A 16,408-nucleotide genomic window follows, 5' to 3' on the forward strand; every position below is an offset into this window, starting at 1 on the left:
TCATGATGGTGCTCATCTACATGGCCATGATTCTGCCGAACAGAATGTTTGTGAACAAACGGACGAACCAGCAGCTAATCAGTGACCTGTCCAGCGGACAGGTGAAACAAGTACAGATCCAGCCCAACAGGGAGACGCCCACCGGCGAGGTGCGCTATGTGATCGGCGACGAACAGTTCATATCCTATGTATCCGACGTGACGGATCTGGAGGACATTCTCTGGAGAGAGGGTGTGGACTATGACATGATGGATGTGCAGCACGAGAGCTACCTGATGACGGTGATTCTTCCCATCGCCCTCACGGGAGTGGTAGTGGTGGCCATCTTCGCGTTCATGAATATGCGCTCCGGCAGCGGCAGCACCAATGCCAAGATGATGAACTTCGGCCGCAGCCGCGCCCGCATGAGCCGGGACAACAAGGTAAACTTCAGCAAGGTCGCCGGCCTGGAGGAGGAAAAGGAGGAGCTGGAGGAAGTGGTGGACTTCCTCAAAAATCCTCACAAATACACCAGCGTAGGCGCCAGAATCCCCAAGGGCCTGATCCTTGTGGGCCCGCCTGGAACGGGAAAAACCCTGCTTGCCAAGGCGGTGGCCGGAGAGGCGGGAGTGCCCTTCTTCTCCATTTCCGGCTCTGACTTTGTGGAAATGTTTGTGGGCGTGGGCGCCTCCCGTGTCCGCGACCTGTTTGAGGAGGCGAAGAAAAACGCCCCTTGCATCGTATTTATCGACGAGATCGACGCCGTGGCCAGACGGAGAGGAACGGGCATGGGCGGCGGCCACGACGAGAGAGAGCAGACCTTAAACCAGCTTTTGGTGGAAATGGACGGTTTCGGCGTCAACGAAGGCATTATCGTGATGGCCGCCACCAACCGGGTGGACATTCTGGACCCGGCCATCCTGCGCCCGGGCCGCTTTGACCGCAAGGTGGGCGTAGGCCGCCCTGACGTGAGAGGACGGCGGGAGATCTTAAACGTCCACTCCAGCGAGAAACCTCTGGCGGAGGACGTGGATCTGGACCGTGTGGCACAGACCACAGCCGGCTTTACCGGCGCCGACCTGGAAAATCTGATGAATGAGGCGGCCATCGTGGCAGCCAGGGAAGGACGCCGTTTCATCGTTCAGGCGGACATCGACCGGGCGTTCATCAAGGTGGGCATCGGAGCGGAGAAAAAGAGCAAGCTCATCTCCGACAAGGAGAAGAAGATCACGGCCTACCACGAGACGGGCCACGCCATTTTATTCCACGTGCTGCCGGACGTAGGCCCGGTGCACACCATCTCCATCATCCCCACGGGAACGGGGGCGGCGGGCTACACCATGCCTCTGCCGGAGAAGGATGAGATGTTCAATACGAAGAACAAGATGCTCCAGACCATCATGGTCTCCATGGGCGGCCGGATCGCCGAGGAAATCATTTTCCAGGACGTGACCACCGGGGCCTCCCAGGACATCAAGCAGGCCACCGCCATCGCCAGAGCCATGGTGACCCAGTTCGGAATGTCAGAAAAGCTGGGAATGATCAGCTACGGCAGTGATGACGATGAGGTGTTCATCGGCCGGGACCTGGCCCACACCAGATCCTACAGCGAGCGGGTGGCGGGAGAGATCGACGACGAGGTGAAATCCATCGTGGACGGCTGCTACGCCAAGGCCAAGGCCATCATCATGAAACACGAGGATGTGCTCCACTCCTGCAGCAAGCTGCTGATGGAAAAGGAGAAGATCGGCCAGGAGGAATTCGAGGCCCTGTTCGCGGCCAGCGAGTCTGTGAAAGAGGCCTGAACACGGGATTTCCCGGGACTTTCCCAGGGTTTTGTGTAAAATTTCCCCCGATTCCGGGACGGGAAAAAAGGCGGGCGTGATTTTGCATAAAAAAAGATTTTGAATTCCTGGATGTTTGTGCACACTTATTTTGGGACTTATGATACTATAATTAACGTAAACCCCCCCAATACATTATATAGTTTTTGCTACACCCCATAAGAAACGAAATACCTTCTCCTGAAAGAGCCGGCTACCCCGCCGGCTCTTTCTCTGTCTAAAAAACGTCAGAAACTTTTCTATTGTATAATTTCCCTGGATAGGATAAAATAATAGTATAGATTGGCAGAATGGAAAGAGATAAGAGAGGTATGCCCATGAACAGAGAGGCATTGTTTGCTGACGAGACGGAGGATTACCGGATCCCGGCAGAACCGGATGAGGGACAGGAGGTCTGTCTCCGTTTCCGTGCGTTAAAAAGCGGGGTGGACCGCGTTTTTTTTGTTCGTCTGAATAAGGGCATTCAGGCGCGGATGAACAAGAGAAGCTCCGATGATATATTTGATTACTACGAGTACAGGATGACCCTGGGTGCCGAGCCGGAGTTTTTTTATTTCCGGGTGGACGCCGGGGGAGAGACCTGTTTTTATAACCGCCTGGGGGCTGTGGATGCCGCCGGGTGGGACTACGCGTTTCGCATCACTCCCGGCTTTCACACGCCGGACTGGGCCAAGGGGGCGGTGATGTACCAGATCTTCGTGGACCGGTTCAACCGGGGCGAGACATTCAACGACGTGGAGAGCGGCGAGTACATCTACATCGGCCGCCCCATTTCCCAGGTGACGGACTGGGGGAAGTACCCGGAGACCATGGACGTGGGCTGCTTTTACGGAGGCGACCTGCAGGGAGTGTGGGATAAGCTGGACTACCTGCAGTTTCTGGGGGTGGAGGTCATTTACTTCAATCCCCTGTTTGTGTCCCCCTCCAATCACAAGTATGACTGTCAGGACTACGATCACATCGACCCCCATTACGGGGTCATCGTAAAGGACGGCGGAAAACGGGCAGTGGAGACCGGCATGGACAACTCCGAGGCCACCCGCTACATCCTCCGTTCCACCGACCGCAGGAATCTGGAGGCCAGCGACGCCTTCTTTGCCCGGATGATGGAGGAGATCCACAGGCGGGGCATGAGGGTGATCATCGACGGCGTGTTCAACCACTGCGGTTCCTTCAATAAATGGCTGGACCGGGAGCGGATCTATGAGAAATCCGGCCAGTACGAGCCGGGGGCCTACGTGTCCGCCGACAGCCCGTACCGGAGCTTTTTTAAATTCAACAGCGACAACTGGCCCTACAACGGCAGCTACGACGGCTGGTGGGGCCACGACACCCTGCCGAAACTGAATTATGAGGAATCGCCGAAACTGTACCAGTACATTCTGGACATCGCGAAGAAATGGGTTTCCCCGCCCTACAACGTGGACGGCTGGCGGCTGGACGTGGCCGCCGATCTGGGCCGCACCAGCGAGTTTAATCACCGGTTCTGGCGGGATTTCCGCCGGGTGGTGAAGGAGGCCAATCCCGACGCCCTGCTTCTGGCGGAGCACTACGGCGATCCCACCAGCTGGCTCCAGGGAGACCAGTGGGATTCGGTGATGAACTACGACGCCTTTATGGAACCGCTTTCCTGGTTCCTCACCGGCATGGAAAAGCACAGCGACTGGAGCAGCGACGAGCTCTACGGAGACGGCGCGAAGTTCTTTGAGTCCATGGCCTACAATATGGCCAGGCTCCAGACTCCGTCCCTCCTCACCGCCATGAACGAGCTTTCCAACCACGACCACTCCCGTTTCCTCACCAGGACAAACCGGGTGGTGGGGCGGCTGGGCACCATGGGAGCCAAAGCGGCGGAGGAAGGCATCGACAAGGGAGTGTTCCGGGAGGCGGTGCTGGTTCAGATGACCTGGCCGGGGGCGCCGACCATCTACTACGGCGACGAGGTGGGCGTGTGCGGCTGGACCGACCCGGACAACCGCAGGACCTATCCCTGGGGCGACGAGGACATCGAGCTGATGGACTACCACAGCTATCTGACGAAATATCACAAAAAGCTGAAATCCCTGAAAAAGGGCTCCATAAAGCCTCTGGCCTGGGGAGAACAGTACATCTGCTACGGGCGCATGAAAGGAAAGGAAAAATGCGTGGTGGCGGTGAACAATGGCAAGGAGGACCGGGATCTGGAGATTCCGGTGTGGCAGCTGGGGATCCCTGACGGAACGGTGCTCACCCGCCTGATGTACACCAACCGCTACGGCCACAACGTGGGCCGGGTGGAGTACAAAGTGAAAAACGGTTTCGTGATGATCGACCTGGAGGGCACCAGCGGAATTCTGCTGGCCTGCCGGGTGGGCGGAATCATGGATGTGTAAAACCGGAAGTCCGGCATAGAAAAATGTGGATAAAAAGGCGTCCGGGACGCCGCATGAGAGAAAATGCGGTGTCCCGGACGTTTTGTTTTTCATTCAGTCTTTAAAGAACTGGGGCAGGTACTCCTTGTGGGCCTCCAACAGCTCGTCGATCACCACGTTTGCCAGGGTGTCGCTGGGGCAGAGCGGATTTAAGTTCAGGGCGGCTACGGCCAGGTCACGGTTTCCGGTGACGGCGGCGTCCACTACCATGCGCTCAAAAGCCTTCATCATCTGCACATAGCCGCTGATGGGCAGTTTCAGGCTGCCGGTGGCCAGTGGTTTCGGGCCGTCGGCGGTGATGCGGCAGGCCACCTCTACGGCGCTCTCCGCGGGCAGGTCGGAGATGGAGCCGTTGTTGCGCACGTCCACGTACTGGATGTCACAGGTGTCGTTGTAGATGGACTGGATCAGGTTGCAGGCGGCGTCGGAGTATTTGGCTCCGCCTCTCATGGCCAGCTGCTGCGGTTTCTCCGCCAGCTCCTCGTGGCTGTAAAGCTCAAACAGCTCCTCCTCCGTGCGGCTCACCACTTCCCCGCGGACGGTGCCGGTCTTAAACTGCTCCAGCTCCTCCTCCAGCTGCTCCTTCGTGAAGAAGTAGTAGTTGTGGTAGGGGCAGGGGATGGCCCGCAGTCCCTTGATGAAGGACGGGGAGTAGGGCAGGGATACGAAGTTCTTCATCTGGATCGTATCCTCGTTTGTCAGGTGGGCGTATTTCTCCAGCAGCTCCTCAAAGCGGGACTCGCCGTTTACAAACACGTCCGTGGCGAAGATGAAGTGGTTCACGCCCTGGAGCTCCATGGTCACTTCCTCCTCCTTGGCGTCTAACATCTTGGCGAAACCGGCTACCATGTTCACCGGCACGTTGCACAGGCCGATGGCCTTTTTAAAGTTGGTGTAGCGGTAAATGGCCTCGGTGATCATGCCGGCGGGGTTGGTGAAGTTGATCATCCACGCGTTGGGGCACAGCTCCTGGATGTCCTTTACGATGTCCAGGATCACAGGGATGGTGCGGAACGCCTTGAACATACCGCCGGCGCCGTTGGTCTCCTGTCCGATCAGCCCGTGGCTGAGGGGGATCCGCTCGTCCAGGATACGGGCGGGAAGACGGCCGATGCGCATCTGGGTGGTCACGAAGTCAGCGTCCTTTAAGGCCTCTCTGCGGTCATAGCTTAATTTGATTTCCATGGGCAGTCCGGCTTTTTTCACCATGCGTTTCGCGAGGGCGCCCACGGTTTCCAGTTTCTCACGGCCGGCCTCAATGTCCACCAGCCATAATTCCCGCACGGGAAGGGTATCATATCTCTTGATGAAACCCTCGATCAGTTCGGGAGTGTAGCTGCTGCCGCCGCCGATGGTAACGATTTTTACTGGATTTTTGTTCATTACTGGTTCCTCCTGTTTTTTCTTTCACGCCGCGCGCCGCGTTTCGGGCGGCGTGCTCTGCTATGGTATATACCATGATAGCACAAGCCCTGGGGGATGTCCATATTTTGCAGGAAAATATTCCGTGGAAAAAAGGGTATGGAATCTAAATTGACGAAAACTTCACAAACTTGAACGGGGGAAAATTGGAATATATGTATTGCTTTTGCGGATTAAAGCGGAAAAATTTGTGGAATTTATCCTTAAAAAAGGGAAGAAAACAGTTGCATTATTTGAAAAACATGGTATGATTAAAATTATGAAAGAATGGTCTATACCATAGAAGGAAGTACACGAATTATGACGAAGATTTTACTGGTATGCTCAGCGGGAATGTCCACCAGCCTGATGGTGAACAAAATGAAGGACGCGGCAGCCAAGAGAGGTCTGGAGGCTGAGATCTGGGCCGTTGCCGACGCGGAGGCAGCTAACAACATCGGAAATGCCGACATCATGATGTTAGGGCCGCAGGTTCGTTTCCTGGAGTCCAAGATGAAGGGCATCGCAGGGGACAAGCCCGTTACCGTGATCGACATGGTAGCCTACGGAACCATGAATGGGGAAAAGGTTCTGGATCAGGCTCTGAAGATCCTTGGCAAGTAATAGGAAAAGGGAATACAGGTATAGAAAAACATCGAAAGGAATTTGAGTATGGACGCTTTTATGAGTTGGATGGAGCGGAACTTCATGCCCGTAGCGGCAAAGATCGGCAGCCAGAAACACCTGGTTGCGGTTCGTGACGGATTTATCTCCATCATGCCGGTTACTATGGTAGGAAGTATCGCGGTACTGTTGAACGTATTTTTCAGAGATCTGCCGAACTCCTGGTTCGGCGAAGGAAACTCCTTCGTGGCAGCGATGTCTCAGATCATCAATATCAATGGAAACGTGTATTTCGGTTCCATCGTGATCCTGGGCATGGTATTTACGTTTTCACTGGGGTATCATCTGGCGAAATCCTATGACGTGAACCCGGTGGCCGGCGGCGTTATCGCCTTTGCCGCGGTTGTGACTTGTATGAATCAGAACGCTGTGTTTGATTACACCCTGGGAACGATTCCTCAGGACGTGGTAAACGGAATGACCGCCGCCGGACTGAATGTGGTGGTCAATAATTCCGGAGCGGCAGTGCTCCAGGGCGTGGCAGAGTGGGGCTACATGGGACAGGCTTACACCGGCGCGTCCGGCCTGTTCACCTGCCTGATCGTAGGTTTCCTCGCCTCCATGATCTACATAAAGCTGATGGTGAAGAAGGTTACCATCAAGCTTCCGGACACCGTTCCGCCGGCAGTGAGCAACGCCTTCGCGGCTATTATCCCCGGCGTTGTGGCGGTATACGTATTCGGTATTGTTACGCAGATCTGCGTAGTGCTTACGGGACTCTACCCCAACGACCTGATCGTGGAGTGGATCCAGAAACCTCTGATGGGACTTTCCCAGGGTTTCTTCAGCGTAATCCTGGTAATGTTCCTGGTACAGCTGTTCTGGTTCTTCGGACTGCACGGCTCCAACGTGCTGGCTCCCATCATCGAGGGCATCTATACTCCGGCTCTGCTCCAGAATATGGAAGTCTGGAATGCTACTCATTCCTGGGCTGATATGCCTTACATCTGGACCAGAGGCTCCATCGACGCTTACGCGCAGATGGGAGGCTCCGGAATTACTCTTGGACTGCTGATCGCCATTTTCCTGTTCTCCAAGAGAGAGGACAGCAAAGCGGTGGCAAAGCTGTCCGCCCCCATGGGTGTGTTTAATATCAATGAGCCGGTGATCTTTGGTATGCCGATCGTGCTGAATCCGGTATACCTGATTCCGTGGCTGATCGTTCCGCCGATCTGCGCGGCTGTAGCTTATATGTTTACGGCTGCAGGCCTGATCCCGCCGGTATTCATTCAGGTGCCGTGGGTAATGCCGGTCGGCATCTACGCCTTCCTGGCTACGGGCGGAAACGTGCTGGCAGCGGGAGTGGCGATTTTGAACCTGGTAATATCCTTCCTGATCTGGACGCCGTTTGTCATGCTGGCGAACCGGATGAAAGACAAGGAACAGGCTTAAATTCCAAGCGGGAAGGATATTTCTTTCCCGCTTTCCTTATTTAACAGGAAACTGGCTGCTGGCGCAGCCGCGCTCCGGCGCGAGTTGATTCATGAAATCTGTAAAATTTATAGAAGAAAGAGAGGACGTTTATTATGAACATGGAAGATCTTGAGATGATTTGCTTTAACATTATTTCCAACGTAGGGATGGCAAGAGGCAGCTACATCGAGGCCATTGACCTGGCTACCGCCGGCAAGTTTGAGGAGGCTGAGGCAAAGGTAAAAGAAGGGGCGGAGTTCTTCCTCCAGGGCCATCACGCCCATGCGGACCTGATCCAGAAGGAGGCTGCCGGTGAGAGAACGGAGCTGATGCTGGTGCTGGTACACGCGGAGGATCAGCTGATGAGCGCCGAGGCCTTTAAGATTCTGGCGGAGAAGTTCATCGCCCTGAACAAGAAGATCGAAGGAAAGAACTAATTATGGAAAAGAAAGGCTCCTGGCAGCTGTTTTTCATCACCTTAGGGCTTTTATTTATCATGATTTCTCCCCAGGCGGAAAATCCTGGGGTCATGATCACCGGCGGCCTGGCCATTGTGATCATTTCCGTGATCCAGTGGCGGAAGGCCGTGAAAAAGGACAAGGAGAATCATAAGAAATGGTAAAATTTGCGGATAACTTTTATTTTGGTAGCGCCACCAGCGCCACGCAGTGCGAGGGGGCGCATACCCCCGCGGACAAGGGAAAAGACATCTGGGACGTGTGGTTTGAGCAGGAACCGGACCGCTTTCACGGCGGGATCGGACCGGATACCACCTCCACCTTTTATGAGCATTACAAGACGGACATTCCCCTTTTAAAGGCGACGGGACAGAATTCCTTCCGCACGTCCATCAGCTGGTCCCGCCTGTTTCCGGAGGGACGGGGAAAGGTCAATGAGAAGGCGGCGGCCTACTACCGGGATCTGTTTGAGGAGCTGCGGAAAAACGGGATTGAGCCCTTTGTAAACCTGTTCCACTTTGATATGCCGGCGGCCCTGCAGGAGATCGGCGGCTGGGAGAACCGCCAGGTGGTGGACGACTATGCCAACTACGCCAAGACCTGCTTTGAGCTCTACGGGGACATTGTGAAACGCTGGTTTACGTTTAACGAGCCCATTGTCCATGTGGAGTGCGGCTATCTCACCAACTATCACTACCCCTGTAAGGTGGATCCGAAGGCGGCGGTGCAGGTGGCCTATCACACGGCTCTGGCCTGCGCTTCCGCGGTGAAGACTTACCATGAGCTGAACCAGGGCGGAAAGATCGGCATCGTGCTGAACCTGACACCGGCCTACCCCAGAAGTAGCAATCCGGCGGACGTAAAGGCGGCGGAGATCGCGGAGCTGTTTGCCAATAAGAGCTTTCTGGATCCGGCGGTCAAGGGAGAGTACGATCCCAGGCTGATCGAGCTCATCAAGGAGCAGAACCTGATGCCGGAGTACACCCAGGAGGATCTGGCGACCATCCGTGAGAACCGGGTGGACTTCTTAGGTGTAAACTACTATCAGCCGGTGAGAGTGTGCGCCAGGGCGTCCATGCCCAATCCGGAGGCACCGTTCATGCCGGAATACTATTTTGACCACTATGAGATGCCGGGACGGAAGATGAATCCCTACCGCGGCTGGGAGATCTATCCCAAGGGCATCTACGACATCGCCATCAACATCCGGGACAACTACGGCAACATCGAGTGGATGATCACGGAGAACGGCATGGGCGTGGAGAACGAGGACCGGTTCCGGGAAAACGGCCAGATTCAGGACGACTACCGGATCGAGTTTTTCAAGGATCATCTGACCTGGCTGGCAAAGGGCATTGAGGAGGGCAGCAACTGCATCGGCTACCACGTGTGGACCTTCATTGACTGCTGGAGCTGGCTCAACGCCTATAAAAACCGCTATGGACTGGTAGAGCTGGATTTAAAGACCCAGGAGAGACGGATCAAGAAATCTGGCCTCTGGTTTAAGGAGTTGGCGGAGAATCACGGATTTTAAGAACGGAAGGCCGCCGGGCGCGCAGTTGCCCGGCGGCAGAGCCGTTTTCCAGCATGAAACCCTGGTGAGAAGGACGGAACAGAAAAAGGACAGCATGGGAGGAGACTGGTATGATACAGATCAGAGAAAAATTGAAAGTGGGAGCGGCGGAGTTTTTCGGCCAGCTTCGGGAATCGGTGGCCTATGACGCGTCTGAGGCGACAGGCAGCCCCGTAGCTTTGGAGGAGATCCAAACAGGATACAGCTACGAGAAACGGATGAAAAACCGTATGGGCAGCGCGGGCAGCGTAAAGGTACAGATCACAGAGTGGACGGCGGACCGGTGCTATGAGGCGGAATTCATTTCCTCTGGCGGCACCAATCGTTTGAAATACGTGATCGAGGAGGACCCGGAGGGCGGCATCTGGGTGGACTACACGGAGGATTATGTGGGCAGCTCCAAATCTCTGGAGTTGAACTACAAAATTGTCAGTGTTTTCATGAACCGGGGAGCGAAAAAGAGGGCACGGCGTCTTCTGCACGCTATCGAGTCGTATTTACTGGAGAAAAAGGAGAGATAGCGCTTGGGAGCTCCGAGATATTTGGAAATAAAAAACCGTCTGCTGGAGGAGATCGAGAAACAGCCGCCCAATTCCCCCATTCTGTCAGAGCGGGAGCTGGCGATTCAGTACGGCGCCAGCCGCATGACGGTGCGCCGGGCTGTGGATGAGCTGGTGGTGGAAGGGTTTCTCTACCGCAACGGGAATAAAGGCACCTTTGTGGCGGCCAGAAATACCATAAAGAAGAACACGGCCACAGGCTCCATTCTGGCGGAGGAGCCGGAATCCACGATGATTTATTTCAACATCAAGAAGATTCCGGAAATCGCCCCGTTTTTGGACATTTTGGAGGATGAGGCAATCCTGCGCATTGTGCGGGTAAACCATATCGGGGAACGGCTGCTGAGCGTGGAGGAAATCTACTATGTGCGCAGCCTGATTTCCGACGATGACATCAACGACTTAAAGCATCTTCTGGATCTGAATGGGTTTGTGAAACAGGGGACGATCACCCAGCGGTTCGTGCCCATGCTTTTGCCTGCCCACTACGCCACCCAGCTGGAGCTGGCGCCGGGCACGCCCATTATCATGGTGGAAAGCCTGATCCGCAGCCGCAGCGGAGTGCCGGTCATCTATGTGAAAACCTACAATAATCCCTATGAAAACGCCATCGAGATCACGTATTAAAATCTGGGGCGCTCCGGGCGGCAGCCTGCCCGGAGAAACACCGCCGGATCTGAGAGGGGATCAGAGGCGTGGATCAAAGACCTGGTCAGAAAAGTTCAGAAAAAGCCAGGCCAGAAAAATGAAAAAAAGGCTTGATTTTTGTCCGGCGCTGTGATACACTAAATGTCGCTTGAATAAGCAAATATGGATGGGTTCCCGAGTGGCCAAAGGGGGCAGACTGTAAATCTGTTAGCAGTGCTTTCGGTGGTTCGAATCCACCTCCATCCATTGACGGGGATGACCCGTTTTCATATTTCTATATGAATGCCGGCGTGGCGGAACTGGCAGACGCACAGGACTTAAAATCCTGCGGGACTTACCTCCCGTACCGGTTCGATTCCGGTCGCCGGCAGTAGAAAACCCTTGAGAAATCAAGGGTTTTTTTGTATTGTGTTGCATCTTGTGTTGTATAGCCCATCAAAATGAGCGTTGGCCACAGCGTCCATGGCCACGGTCTGATCGCTTAGAGCGTGCCGGTATACGTTCTTCAGTGTGGAGTCTGACTTCCAGCCACCACGGCGCATGATGTACGCGTCCGGGATTCCCAGGGCGTGCTGGATGCTGGCGGAATAGTGCCGGAGGTCGTGGAACCGGAAGTGAGGCAGGCCGGCACGGCGCAGGACTGTGGCAAATCTCTCCGTGATCATGTTGGGGTTCAGCTCTGTGATCCGGCCGGTGATGCCTTTCCACTTTTCAGCCACGAAGTCAGGGTATTCTATGTAGCGGTCTCCAGCGTAAGACTTGGGCGCTTTGATGGTCCACTCACGTGCAGGGGTAAGTACCATATTTCGGCAGACGTGCACCTGGTTGCCGTCTATATCGCTACTGTCCAGGGCGCAGATTTCACCACGGCGCATAGGCCCGAAGGCTGCGAGCAGCACGGGGAGCTCCAGGGCAGTCCCGCGCACAGAAGATATGAGGATCTGGATCTCTTGATCAGTCGGGATATATAGCTTTGACGCAACCTTTTGCGGGAGGGCCGTTGTGAGGCGCATATCGGGGCGATACTGGGCCAGTACGGCAGAGATCAGGCCGTGTGTATTGCGCACACTTTTGGGGCTGTGATGGACCGATTCTATGTTGATAGCAGCCTGTATATCGCTTTGCGTGATTTTGTTTAGTTTTATCGGCATGAGATTCTGGACTTCATTTCGGCGGATGCGCTTGTAGTCCATGATGGTCCGCGGGGACAGGATAGCCTCTCTGGACGCGATATAGGCATCCAGGGCGTCCCCGAAGGTTATGGATGGAGATTTTCCGCGGCGTTCCTTAGAGGCCGCGAATTCGGCCGCCATACGCTCAGCCTCGCGCTTGCCGTAGGAGGACGGATCATCACAGGTGAAAGACTCGTAGATCCTTCGCTGCTTTTGCTTACCGTCTTTACCCAGCACGGGGTGGCCGCGATCATCGGTCACGGGTTCACTGTGGCTGTACACCAGACAGCGCCAGGAACCGGATGGAAGTTTCTTTGCTTTTGCCATAATATCATTCCTTTCCTGAATTTTGGGTGCAAAAAATACGCCTCTTGACCGGGGCGCTCCAGGGATGATATAATGGGTGTTGCGATAACCATTATATCATTCTGCTGGAGCGATCCGGCAAAAGAATCTATGTGAAAGCCGTTCGGTGTTGGTAGCACCGGGCGGTTTTTGCATAAAGACAAAGGAATTACCATTCTAGGGGCATATGTCCTTTGAATATCCTATCAACCACTTCTTTGTTTGGTATAATGTATCTTTCGGTAATGATGCCAAAAATTTTGTGATAAATATTTAATAATGGCTCCAGAGAAGTTTCTTCCACAGAAAAGGAATAATTTCCCAATTTGATTGTATTACCGTGCATCGATCCCCATTGACGTGCAAACCAATGGGTGTGATAGTCACTGGAATACCAGGATTCCCGATACTTGTGATCTTCGATAGTTAATTTATCATTCATATGTTCTAAATTATTGCGAAAGAATTTTACTGTTTTGTATGCGTTAGATTCTCTTATTTCTTTTACAGTTTCCTTCTCTTTTAGAATTTCTAACATCCGCATTGACAAAGAGTAGGCTTTTTCCATAGAAATTAACATAAAATGAATATCGCCGAACATAATATTCATACAATGATGCAATTCTTTTTTGCTTTCTGCATAATTTTTTAAACTGTCATGATTTTCCTTGACACGATCGTATTGATTTATGGTAAGATTAAGGTAATCTTCCAAAAAACAAAAGAGATGGGAAAGGTGCATCCGTTCTCTTGCATCTTTTTCATCGTCAACAAGTGGTTCGATATATAAATATATTTTATGGTAATTTTCAAAAGTTTGCATGGTGTTATCCTCGCCTTGAAAGGAAGTGTTCACATGAAAATTTCTACTCACACGCCCCGCGTGGGGTGTGGCTGTGCAGCCAATTACAATGAGATAGAAGCCACGTTTGAGTTTACAGATATTGATGGAAACCTTGTGCGGGGGATCCATTCACGTGCTACGGTATTGGAATTGCTGGAATCACTGGGGGATGCAATGATAGAGCAGTTCCATCATACCAGAAACAAGCCGGTTTCCTGGATGAACGGGATTATTGACACATCAAAGCCGATTAATATTATTATTCGTTCAACAAGCGCCTCAGAGTAGAGGTGCTTTTATTTTTTATGTCACAAGCTGATTCAGCCTTAATTCAATTAATCTTTTTTCATATCCAAGTAAGCGGGATAATTGTTCTGTGGTATGGTCGCGGTATTCTAGTAAAATATCATCTCCAACGAGTAAATTCATAGCAAACGCATCTACCTGTTTTTCGTATTTATTTGTGTTAAATCCTGTTCGTGTGTCCATAAATATGGCATTTGCTTTCTTGTTGAGGTTTTGCAAGTTGGTGTAGTTATAACTCAAATGTAGTTCCTTCATATCGTCGTACTGCTATTTTGTTCATTAGCATTTCAAATTGATTCATCTGGAATGTTTTCTTGTCGGGATTTCCTATAGTATATGTCAAAAAGTTTATTTCTTTATTTTCACCATCTTTTGATTCATACACAAGGGTTCCGATCCAAGAAATTTTTGAATTGCCTTTTTTATGTAATGCACCTGCAATTCCACCTGTAGTTCCGAAAAGGGCTGTTCCTATTAGCATTCCTCCAACACTTATTTTCTGGGATGAAAGTGTTGCGGCATCATTTATTGAAAATCCAATAATTCGGTCATACGGTAATTCAAGTTTGTTTTTTCCAGAAACCAGGCTGATTTTTTGTTCGTTGGGGTGCATTTTTATGGTTACGACCGATTGGGATGTGATAGGGCCAAGATTCTGCAATGGGTATCCCATGTACGATGTACCCTTTTCCATGATTTCATCTTTTTTTCGTTGTTCGGCAGCTTTTTCATCTGCACTTTTAAAAAATAATCCCATAGTACCTCCTGTTTGCTTTAATATAGGCCATTTCAATCTTGGTCAAAATTTTCCTCTAAGCTCCACAACCCTACCTAGTATACGAACTGGTATTTCTGTGATTTCACTATTACTGAAAAACATGGGCTTGTAAGCAGGGTTATTGGATATAAGTTCAATGCCATCTCGGTACTTACGGAGACGCTTGCAGGTGGCATCCGTTCCGTTGACGGTGGCGATCACAATGTCACCGGATTCCGCATCATCTTGCTGGCGGACGATCACAACATCTCCGCTACTGATCCGGGGCTCCATGGAATCCCCGCGGATTTTCAACCCGAAAAAATTGCCGGTGGCGGCCATTTCCTCAGGAATTTCTTCCGTGTCTATAATATCTTCGATAGCCTCTATGGGGATGCCGGCGGCAACTCTCCCTAAAACCGGGATTGAGACACCGATTTTTTTCTGCTTAGTGCCTCCAGATATGGGGGCGACGTTGCTATCCCATCCCATAAGGTACGCGGGGGAGACATTAAATACTTCTGCAATTTTTGCAATATTATCACGCCGCATATTGGCAATCATTCCATTTTCCCATTTTCGTACTGTACTTTTTCCAACACCGACTTTATCGCCGAGCTGTTCTAACGTCATATTATTTTGGATACGCAATTTTTTTATTATCTTTCCAATATCGGACATTGTATAGACCCTCCTTATATATGAGTGTAGCATAAAAGTGTCTTTTTTGCAACGTTAATGTGTCTTAAAAGACAAAAAACTATTGACAAGGGGACTTGATCGTAATATACTGTAAGTGTCTTAAATGACACTAGAAAGGACGGTGATAGAGGTTGGACAAAGAAAAACTGGAAAAGGAAATGAAGGAAAGGGGAGTCAGTAAGGAAAAAATGTGTCAGGAACTTGGTATAAGCCGCTCTGCTTTTTATAGAAAATGCAGAGGTATGTCGCAGTTTACGTTAGAGGAAATCCAGGCAATCGTAAAAATTCTTCATTTGGAATCTCCGGTGGATATTTTTTTTAATTAAAAAGTGTCTTTAATGACACTCAAAAAGAAAGGAGCGTGAGTAAATGCCAAAATTAAAGACGTCTGACCAGGAAGAACGTGCCCGTGTTGTTCGGGCGTGCATCGTTGGGAACCAGGAGCGCCAGGGGATTGATGATGCCTATATGGCAAAGTATCTGAACGTGTCCATGGACACTGTCCGCACACGAAAACGCCGTCCGGAGACATTCACCCTCCGGGAGCTGCAGGCGGTAGGACGGTTACTGAAACTTTCACCGATCCAGGCAGCCAGCATTGTTTTGGGGCGGGATCTGATGGCGTCAGAGGTTCGGGATTTTATTGTAGGGAGGTGAACACATTGGAAACTGTGGAATGCAAAGTGGTGGAAACCCGTAAGTGGCGGGCGATGTCCCGCCACGTGGACAAGCTCCACGGGCAGCTGGAGGAGGCCCGGAGGTGGAACGTGGTTCAGACCATCATAATAGCGCTGCTGGCTGGGGCGTTGACCTATACGCTGATGTGCGGCGTGTGAGAGGAGGTAGATTATGAACAAGGTACGAAGAAAACGCCTTCAGGAGGCGTTCGATCTGGTTGCCAAAGCCCAGGAAATCCTGGCCGAGGTGCGGGAGGAAGAACGGGAATCCCTCGAAAACCTTCCGGATAATTTCCGGTATGGTGAGCGGGGCGAGGAGATGGAGGCATACATCGAGATGATTGACGAAGCAGATGGGTATCTCGATGACGCCAAGTCGGTCATCGAGCAGATTTGAGGAGGCGGAACCATGAGCAAGCGCAAAAACGGTACCCTGCGAGCAGCCAAGCAGCTGGGGCTTAATCCCTACGGCTGGGGAAATGGCCGCGGGAAGGCGATGCAGGCAATGAAAAAGGCCCGCCGGCGGCAACCGGGCAGGGCCATGAATCAATAAACACAAGCCTATTGTAGGGCATAAGAGGAGGAAAAGTCAAGATGACCATGAAAATCAATCAGCTGGAAATCGAAAACGTCA

21 protein-coding genes and 2 tRNA genes are annotated in these 16,408 nt (G+C 52.2%); 17 read left to right on the top strand and 6 right to left on the bottom strand.

All coding sequences use genetic code 11. The features are described 5' to 3' along the window. Nucleotides 1-2 precede the first annotated feature (2 nt). Both ftsH and B5E84_RS17905 read left to right on the top strand, forming a co-directional pair. The gene (gene ftsH / locus B5E84_RS17900; RefSeq protein WP_087225621.1) at nt 3-1,784 is read left to right on the top strand and encodes an ATP-dependent zinc metalloprotease FtsH; all 1,782 of its coding nucleotides are present in this window, start codon (nt 3-5) and stop codon (nt 1,782-1,784) included. Nucleotides 1,785-2,113: 329 nt separating this feature from the next. Continuing rightward, complete coding sequence (locus tag B5E84_RS17905) at nt 2,114-4,195, top strand: glycoside hydrolase family 13 protein (protein WP_087225567.1); 2,082 nt, start codon at nt 2,114-2,116, stop codon at nt 4,193-4,195. Between the two features lie 93 nt (nt 4,196-4,288). On the opposite strand, the gene B5E84_RS17910 is transcribed toward B5E84_RS17905, so the two are convergent. After that, complete coding sequence (locus B5E84_RS17910; protein WP_087225570.1) at nt 4,289-5,617, bottom strand: 6-phospho-beta-glucosidase; 1,329 nt, start codon at nt 5,615-5,617, stop codon at nt 4,289-4,291. Between the two features lie 339 nt (nt 5,618-5,956). On the opposite strand from B5E84_RS17910, the gene B5E84_RS17915 reads away from it, so the two are divergent. The 9 genes from B5E84_RS17915 (at nt 5,957) to B5E84_RS17955 (ending at nt 11,341) form a co-directional block, all read left to right on the top strand. Continuing rightward, complete coding sequence (locus B5E84_RS17915) at nt 5,957-6,259, top strand: PTS sugar transporter subunit IIB (RefSeq protein WP_087225573.1); 303 nt, start codon at nt 5,957-5,959, stop codon at nt 6,257-6,259. A 48-nt stretch (nt 6,260-6,307) separates the two neighbouring features. Then, nucleotides 6,308-7,711 carry a PTS sugar transporter subunit IIC gene (locus B5E84_RS17920; protein WP_087225576.1) on the top strand — a complete coding sequence of 468 codons (1,404 nt, stop codon included), beginning with the start codon at nt 6,308-6,310 and terminating at the stop codon, nt 7,709-7,711. A gap of 140 nt (nt 7,712-7,851) precedes the next feature. Continuing rightward, complete coding sequence (locus tag B5E84_RS17925) at nt 7,852-8,169, top strand: PTS sugar transporter subunit IIA (protein ID WP_087225623.1); 318 nt, start codon at nt 7,852-7,854, stop codon at nt 8,167-8,169. A gap of 2 nt (nt 8,170-8,171) precedes the next feature. Continuing rightward, entirely contained in the window at nt 8,172-8,354 is a 183-nt protein-coding gene (locus tag B5E84_RS17930; RefSeq protein WP_087225579.1) for a glycosyl transferase family 1, read from the top strand. Then, the gene (locus B5E84_RS17935; RefSeq protein WP_087225582.1) at nt 8,348-9,724 is read left to right on the top strand and encodes a glycoside hydrolase family 1 protein; all 1,377 of its coding nucleotides are present in this window, start codon (nt 8,348-8,350) and stop codon (nt 9,722-9,724) included. The genes B5E84_RS17930 and B5E84_RS17935 overlap by 7 nt, the downstream gene beginning before the upstream one ends. A 110-nt stretch (nt 9,725-9,834) precedes the next feature. After that, nucleotides 9,835-10,284, top strand: coding sequence for a DUF3284 domain-containing protein (locus B5E84_RS17940; protein ID WP_087225585.1), 450 nt, complete (start codon nt 9,835-9,837; stop codon nt 10,282-10,284). Nucleotides 10,285-10,287: 3 nt separating this feature from the next. Further along, on the top strand, nt 10,288-10,950 hold the full coding sequence (locus tag B5E84_RS17945) for a GntR family transcriptional regulator (RefSeq protein WP_087225588.1): 663 nt from the start codon (nt 10,288-10,290) through the stop codon (nt 10,948-10,950). 185 nt (nt 10,951-11,135) lie between these two features. Next, nucleotides 11,136-11,217, top strand: a tRNA-Tyr gene (locus tag B5E84_RS17950). Between the two features lie 38 nt (nt 11,218-11,255). Further along, nucleotides 11,256-11,341, top strand: a tRNA-Leu gene (locus tag B5E84_RS17955). A gap of 19 nt (nt 11,342-11,360) precedes the next feature. Here B5E84_RS17955 and B5E84_RS17960 read toward each other — a convergent pair. Together B5E84_RS17960 and B5E84_RS17965 are read right to left on the bottom strand one after the other, a co-directional pair. Next, nucleotides 11,361-12,470, bottom strand: a complete 1,110-nt coding sequence (locus B5E84_RS17960) for a site-specific integrase (protein WP_087225591.1) — start codon at nt 12,468-12,470, stop codon at nt 11,361-11,363. 187 nt (nt 12,471-12,657) lie between these two features. Continuing rightward, entirely contained in the window at nt 12,658-13,311 is a 654-nt protein-coding gene (locus B5E84_RS17965) for a hypothetical protein (protein WP_087225594.1), read from the bottom strand. A 33-nt stretch (nt 13,312-13,344) separates the two neighbouring features. Between B5E84_RS17965 and B5E84_RS17970 the strand changes: the two genes are divergently transcribed. Then, nucleotides 13,345-13,620 (top strand): hypothetical protein, encoded by a 276-nt coding sequence (locus tag B5E84_RS17970; RefSeq protein WP_087225597.1) that lies wholly within the window; start codon nt 13,345-13,347, stop codon nt 13,618-13,620. Between the two features lie 15 nt (nt 13,621-13,635). Here B5E84_RS17970 and B5E84_RS17975 read toward each other — a convergent pair whose 3' ends face one another. Genes B5E84_RS17975 through B5E84_RS17985 form a run of 3 tightly spaced genes read right to left on the bottom strand, consistent with a single transcriptional unit; the run spans nt 13,636 to nt 15,076 of the window. Continuing rightward, nucleotides 13,636-13,878, bottom strand: coding sequence for a M78 family metallopeptidase domain-containing protein (locus B5E84_RS17975; protein ID WP_087225600.1), 243 nt, complete (start codon nt 13,876-13,878; stop codon nt 13,636-13,638). Next, entirely contained in the window at nt 13,868-14,395 is a 528-nt protein-coding gene (locus B5E84_RS17980) for a hypothetical protein (protein ID WP_087225603.1), read from the bottom strand. The genes B5E84_RS17975 and B5E84_RS17980 overlap by 11 nt, the downstream gene beginning before the upstream one ends. 42 nt (nt 14,396-14,437) lie before the next feature. Then, on the bottom strand, nt 14,438-15,076 hold the full coding sequence (locus B5E84_RS17985) for a LexA family protein (RefSeq protein WP_087225606.1): 639 nt from the start codon (nt 15,074-15,076) through the stop codon (nt 14,438-14,440). A gap of 152 nt (nt 15,077-15,228) precedes the next feature. Here B5E84_RS17985 and B5E84_RS17990 point away from each other — a divergent pair, with 152 nt between their 5' ends. The 5 genes from B5E84_RS17990 to B5E84_RS20685 are packed head-to-tail and all read left to right on the top strand — an operon-like array spanning nt 15,229 to nt 16,327. Beyond that, entirely contained in the window at nt 15,229-15,423 is a 195-nt protein-coding gene (locus B5E84_RS17990; RefSeq protein WP_087225609.1) for a helix-turn-helix domain-containing protein, read from the top strand. 43 nt (nt 15,424-15,466) lie between these two features. After that, complete coding sequence (locus tag B5E84_RS17995) at nt 15,467-15,754, top strand: hypothetical protein (protein WP_087225612.1); 288 nt, start codon at nt 15,467-15,469, stop codon at nt 15,752-15,754. A 5-nt stretch (nt 15,755-15,759) separates the two neighbouring features. After that, nucleotides 15,760-15,933 (top strand): hypothetical protein, encoded by a 174-nt coding sequence (locus tag B5E84_RS20680; protein WP_162612891.1) that lies wholly within the window; start codon nt 15,760-15,762, stop codon nt 15,931-15,933. Nucleotides 15,934-15,946: 13 nt separating this feature from the next. Beyond that, nucleotides 15,947-16,171, top strand: a complete 225-nt coding sequence (locus tag B5E84_RS18000; protein WP_087225615.1) for a hypothetical protein — start codon at nt 15,947-15,949, stop codon at nt 16,169-16,171. Between the two features lie 12 nt (nt 16,172-16,183). After that, the gene (locus tag B5E84_RS20685) at nt 16,184-16,327 is read left to right on the top strand and encodes a hypothetical protein (RefSeq protein ID WP_162612892.1); all 144 of its coding nucleotides are present in this window, start codon (nt 16,184-16,186) and stop codon (nt 16,325-16,327) included. Nucleotides 16,328-16,408: the final 81 nt, after the last annotated feature.

The organism is Lachnoclostridium sp. An14 (assembly GCF_002160755.1).
GTDB lineage: Bacteria > Bacillota > Clostridia > Lachnospirales > Lachnospiraceae > Lachnoclostridium_A.

What these genes read in the sequence shown, in the direction of transcription:
- ftsH (WP_087225621.1), top strand. Translation starts at nt 3, where the DNA reads ATGATGGTGCTCATCTACATGGCCATGATTCTGCCGAACAGAATGTTT.
- B5E84_RS17905 (WP_087225567.1), top strand. Translation starts at nt 2,114, where the DNA reads ATGGAAAGAGATAAGAGAGGTATGCCCATGAACAGAGAGGCATTGTTT.
- B5E84_RS17910 (WP_087225570.1), bottom strand. Translation starts at nt 5,617, where the DNA reads ATGAACAAAAATCCAGTAAAAATCGTTACCATCGGCGGCGGCAGCAGC.
- B5E84_RS17915 (WP_087225573.1), top strand. Translation starts at nt 5,957, where the DNA reads ATGACGAAGATTTTACTGGTATGCTCAGCGGGAATGTCCACCAGCCTG.
- B5E84_RS17920 (WP_087225576.1), top strand. Translation starts at nt 6,308, where the DNA reads ATGGACGCTTTTATGAGTTGGATGGAGCGGAACTTCATGCCCGTAGCG.
- B5E84_RS17925 (WP_087225623.1), top strand. Translation starts at nt 7,852, where the DNA reads ATGGAAGATCTTGAGATGATTTGCTTTAACATTATTTCCAACGTAGGG.
- B5E84_RS17930 (WP_087225579.1), top strand. Translation starts at nt 8,172, where the DNA reads ATGGAAAAGAAAGGCTCCTGGCAGCTGTTTTTCATCACCTTAGGGCTT.
- B5E84_RS17935 (WP_087225582.1), top strand. Translation starts at nt 8,348, where the DNA reads ATGGTAAAATTTGCGGATAACTTTTATTTTGGTAGCGCCACCAGCGCC.
- B5E84_RS17940 (WP_087225585.1), top strand. Translation starts at nt 9,835, where the DNA reads ATGATACAGATCAGAGAAAAATTGAAAGTGGGAGCGGCGGAGTTTTTC.
- B5E84_RS17960 (WP_087225591.1), bottom strand. Translation starts at nt 12,470, where the DNA reads ATGGCAAAAGCAAAGAAACTTCCATCCGGTTCCTGGCGCTGTCTGGTG.
- B5E84_RS17965 (WP_087225594.1), bottom strand. Translation starts at nt 13,311, where the DNA reads ATGCAAACTTTTGAAAATTACCATAAAATATATTTATATATCGAACCA.
- B5E84_RS17970 (WP_087225597.1), top strand. Translation starts at nt 13,345, where the DNA reads ATGAAAATTTCTACTCACACGCCCCGCGTGGGGTGTGGCTGTGCAGCC.
- B5E84_RS17980 (WP_087225603.1), bottom strand. Translation starts at nt 14,395, where the DNA reads ATGGGATTATTTTTTAAAAGTGCAGATGAAAAAGCTGCCGAACAACGA.
- B5E84_RS17985 (WP_087225606.1), bottom strand. Translation starts at nt 15,076, where the DNA reads ATGTCCGATATTGGAAAGATAATAAAAAAATTGCGTATCCAAAATAAT.
- B5E84_RS17995 (WP_087225612.1), top strand. Translation starts at nt 15,467, where the DNA reads ATGCCAAAATTAAAGACGTCTGACCAGGAAGAACGTGCCCGTGTTGTT.
- B5E84_RS18000 (WP_087225615.1), top strand. Translation starts at nt 15,947, where the DNA reads ATGAACAAGGTACGAAGAAAACGCCTTCAGGAGGCGTTCGATCTGGTT.
- B5E84_RS20685 (WP_162612892.1), top strand. Translation starts at nt 16,184, where the DNA reads ATGAGCAAGCGCAAAAACGGTACCCTGCGAGCAGCCAAGCAGCTGGGG.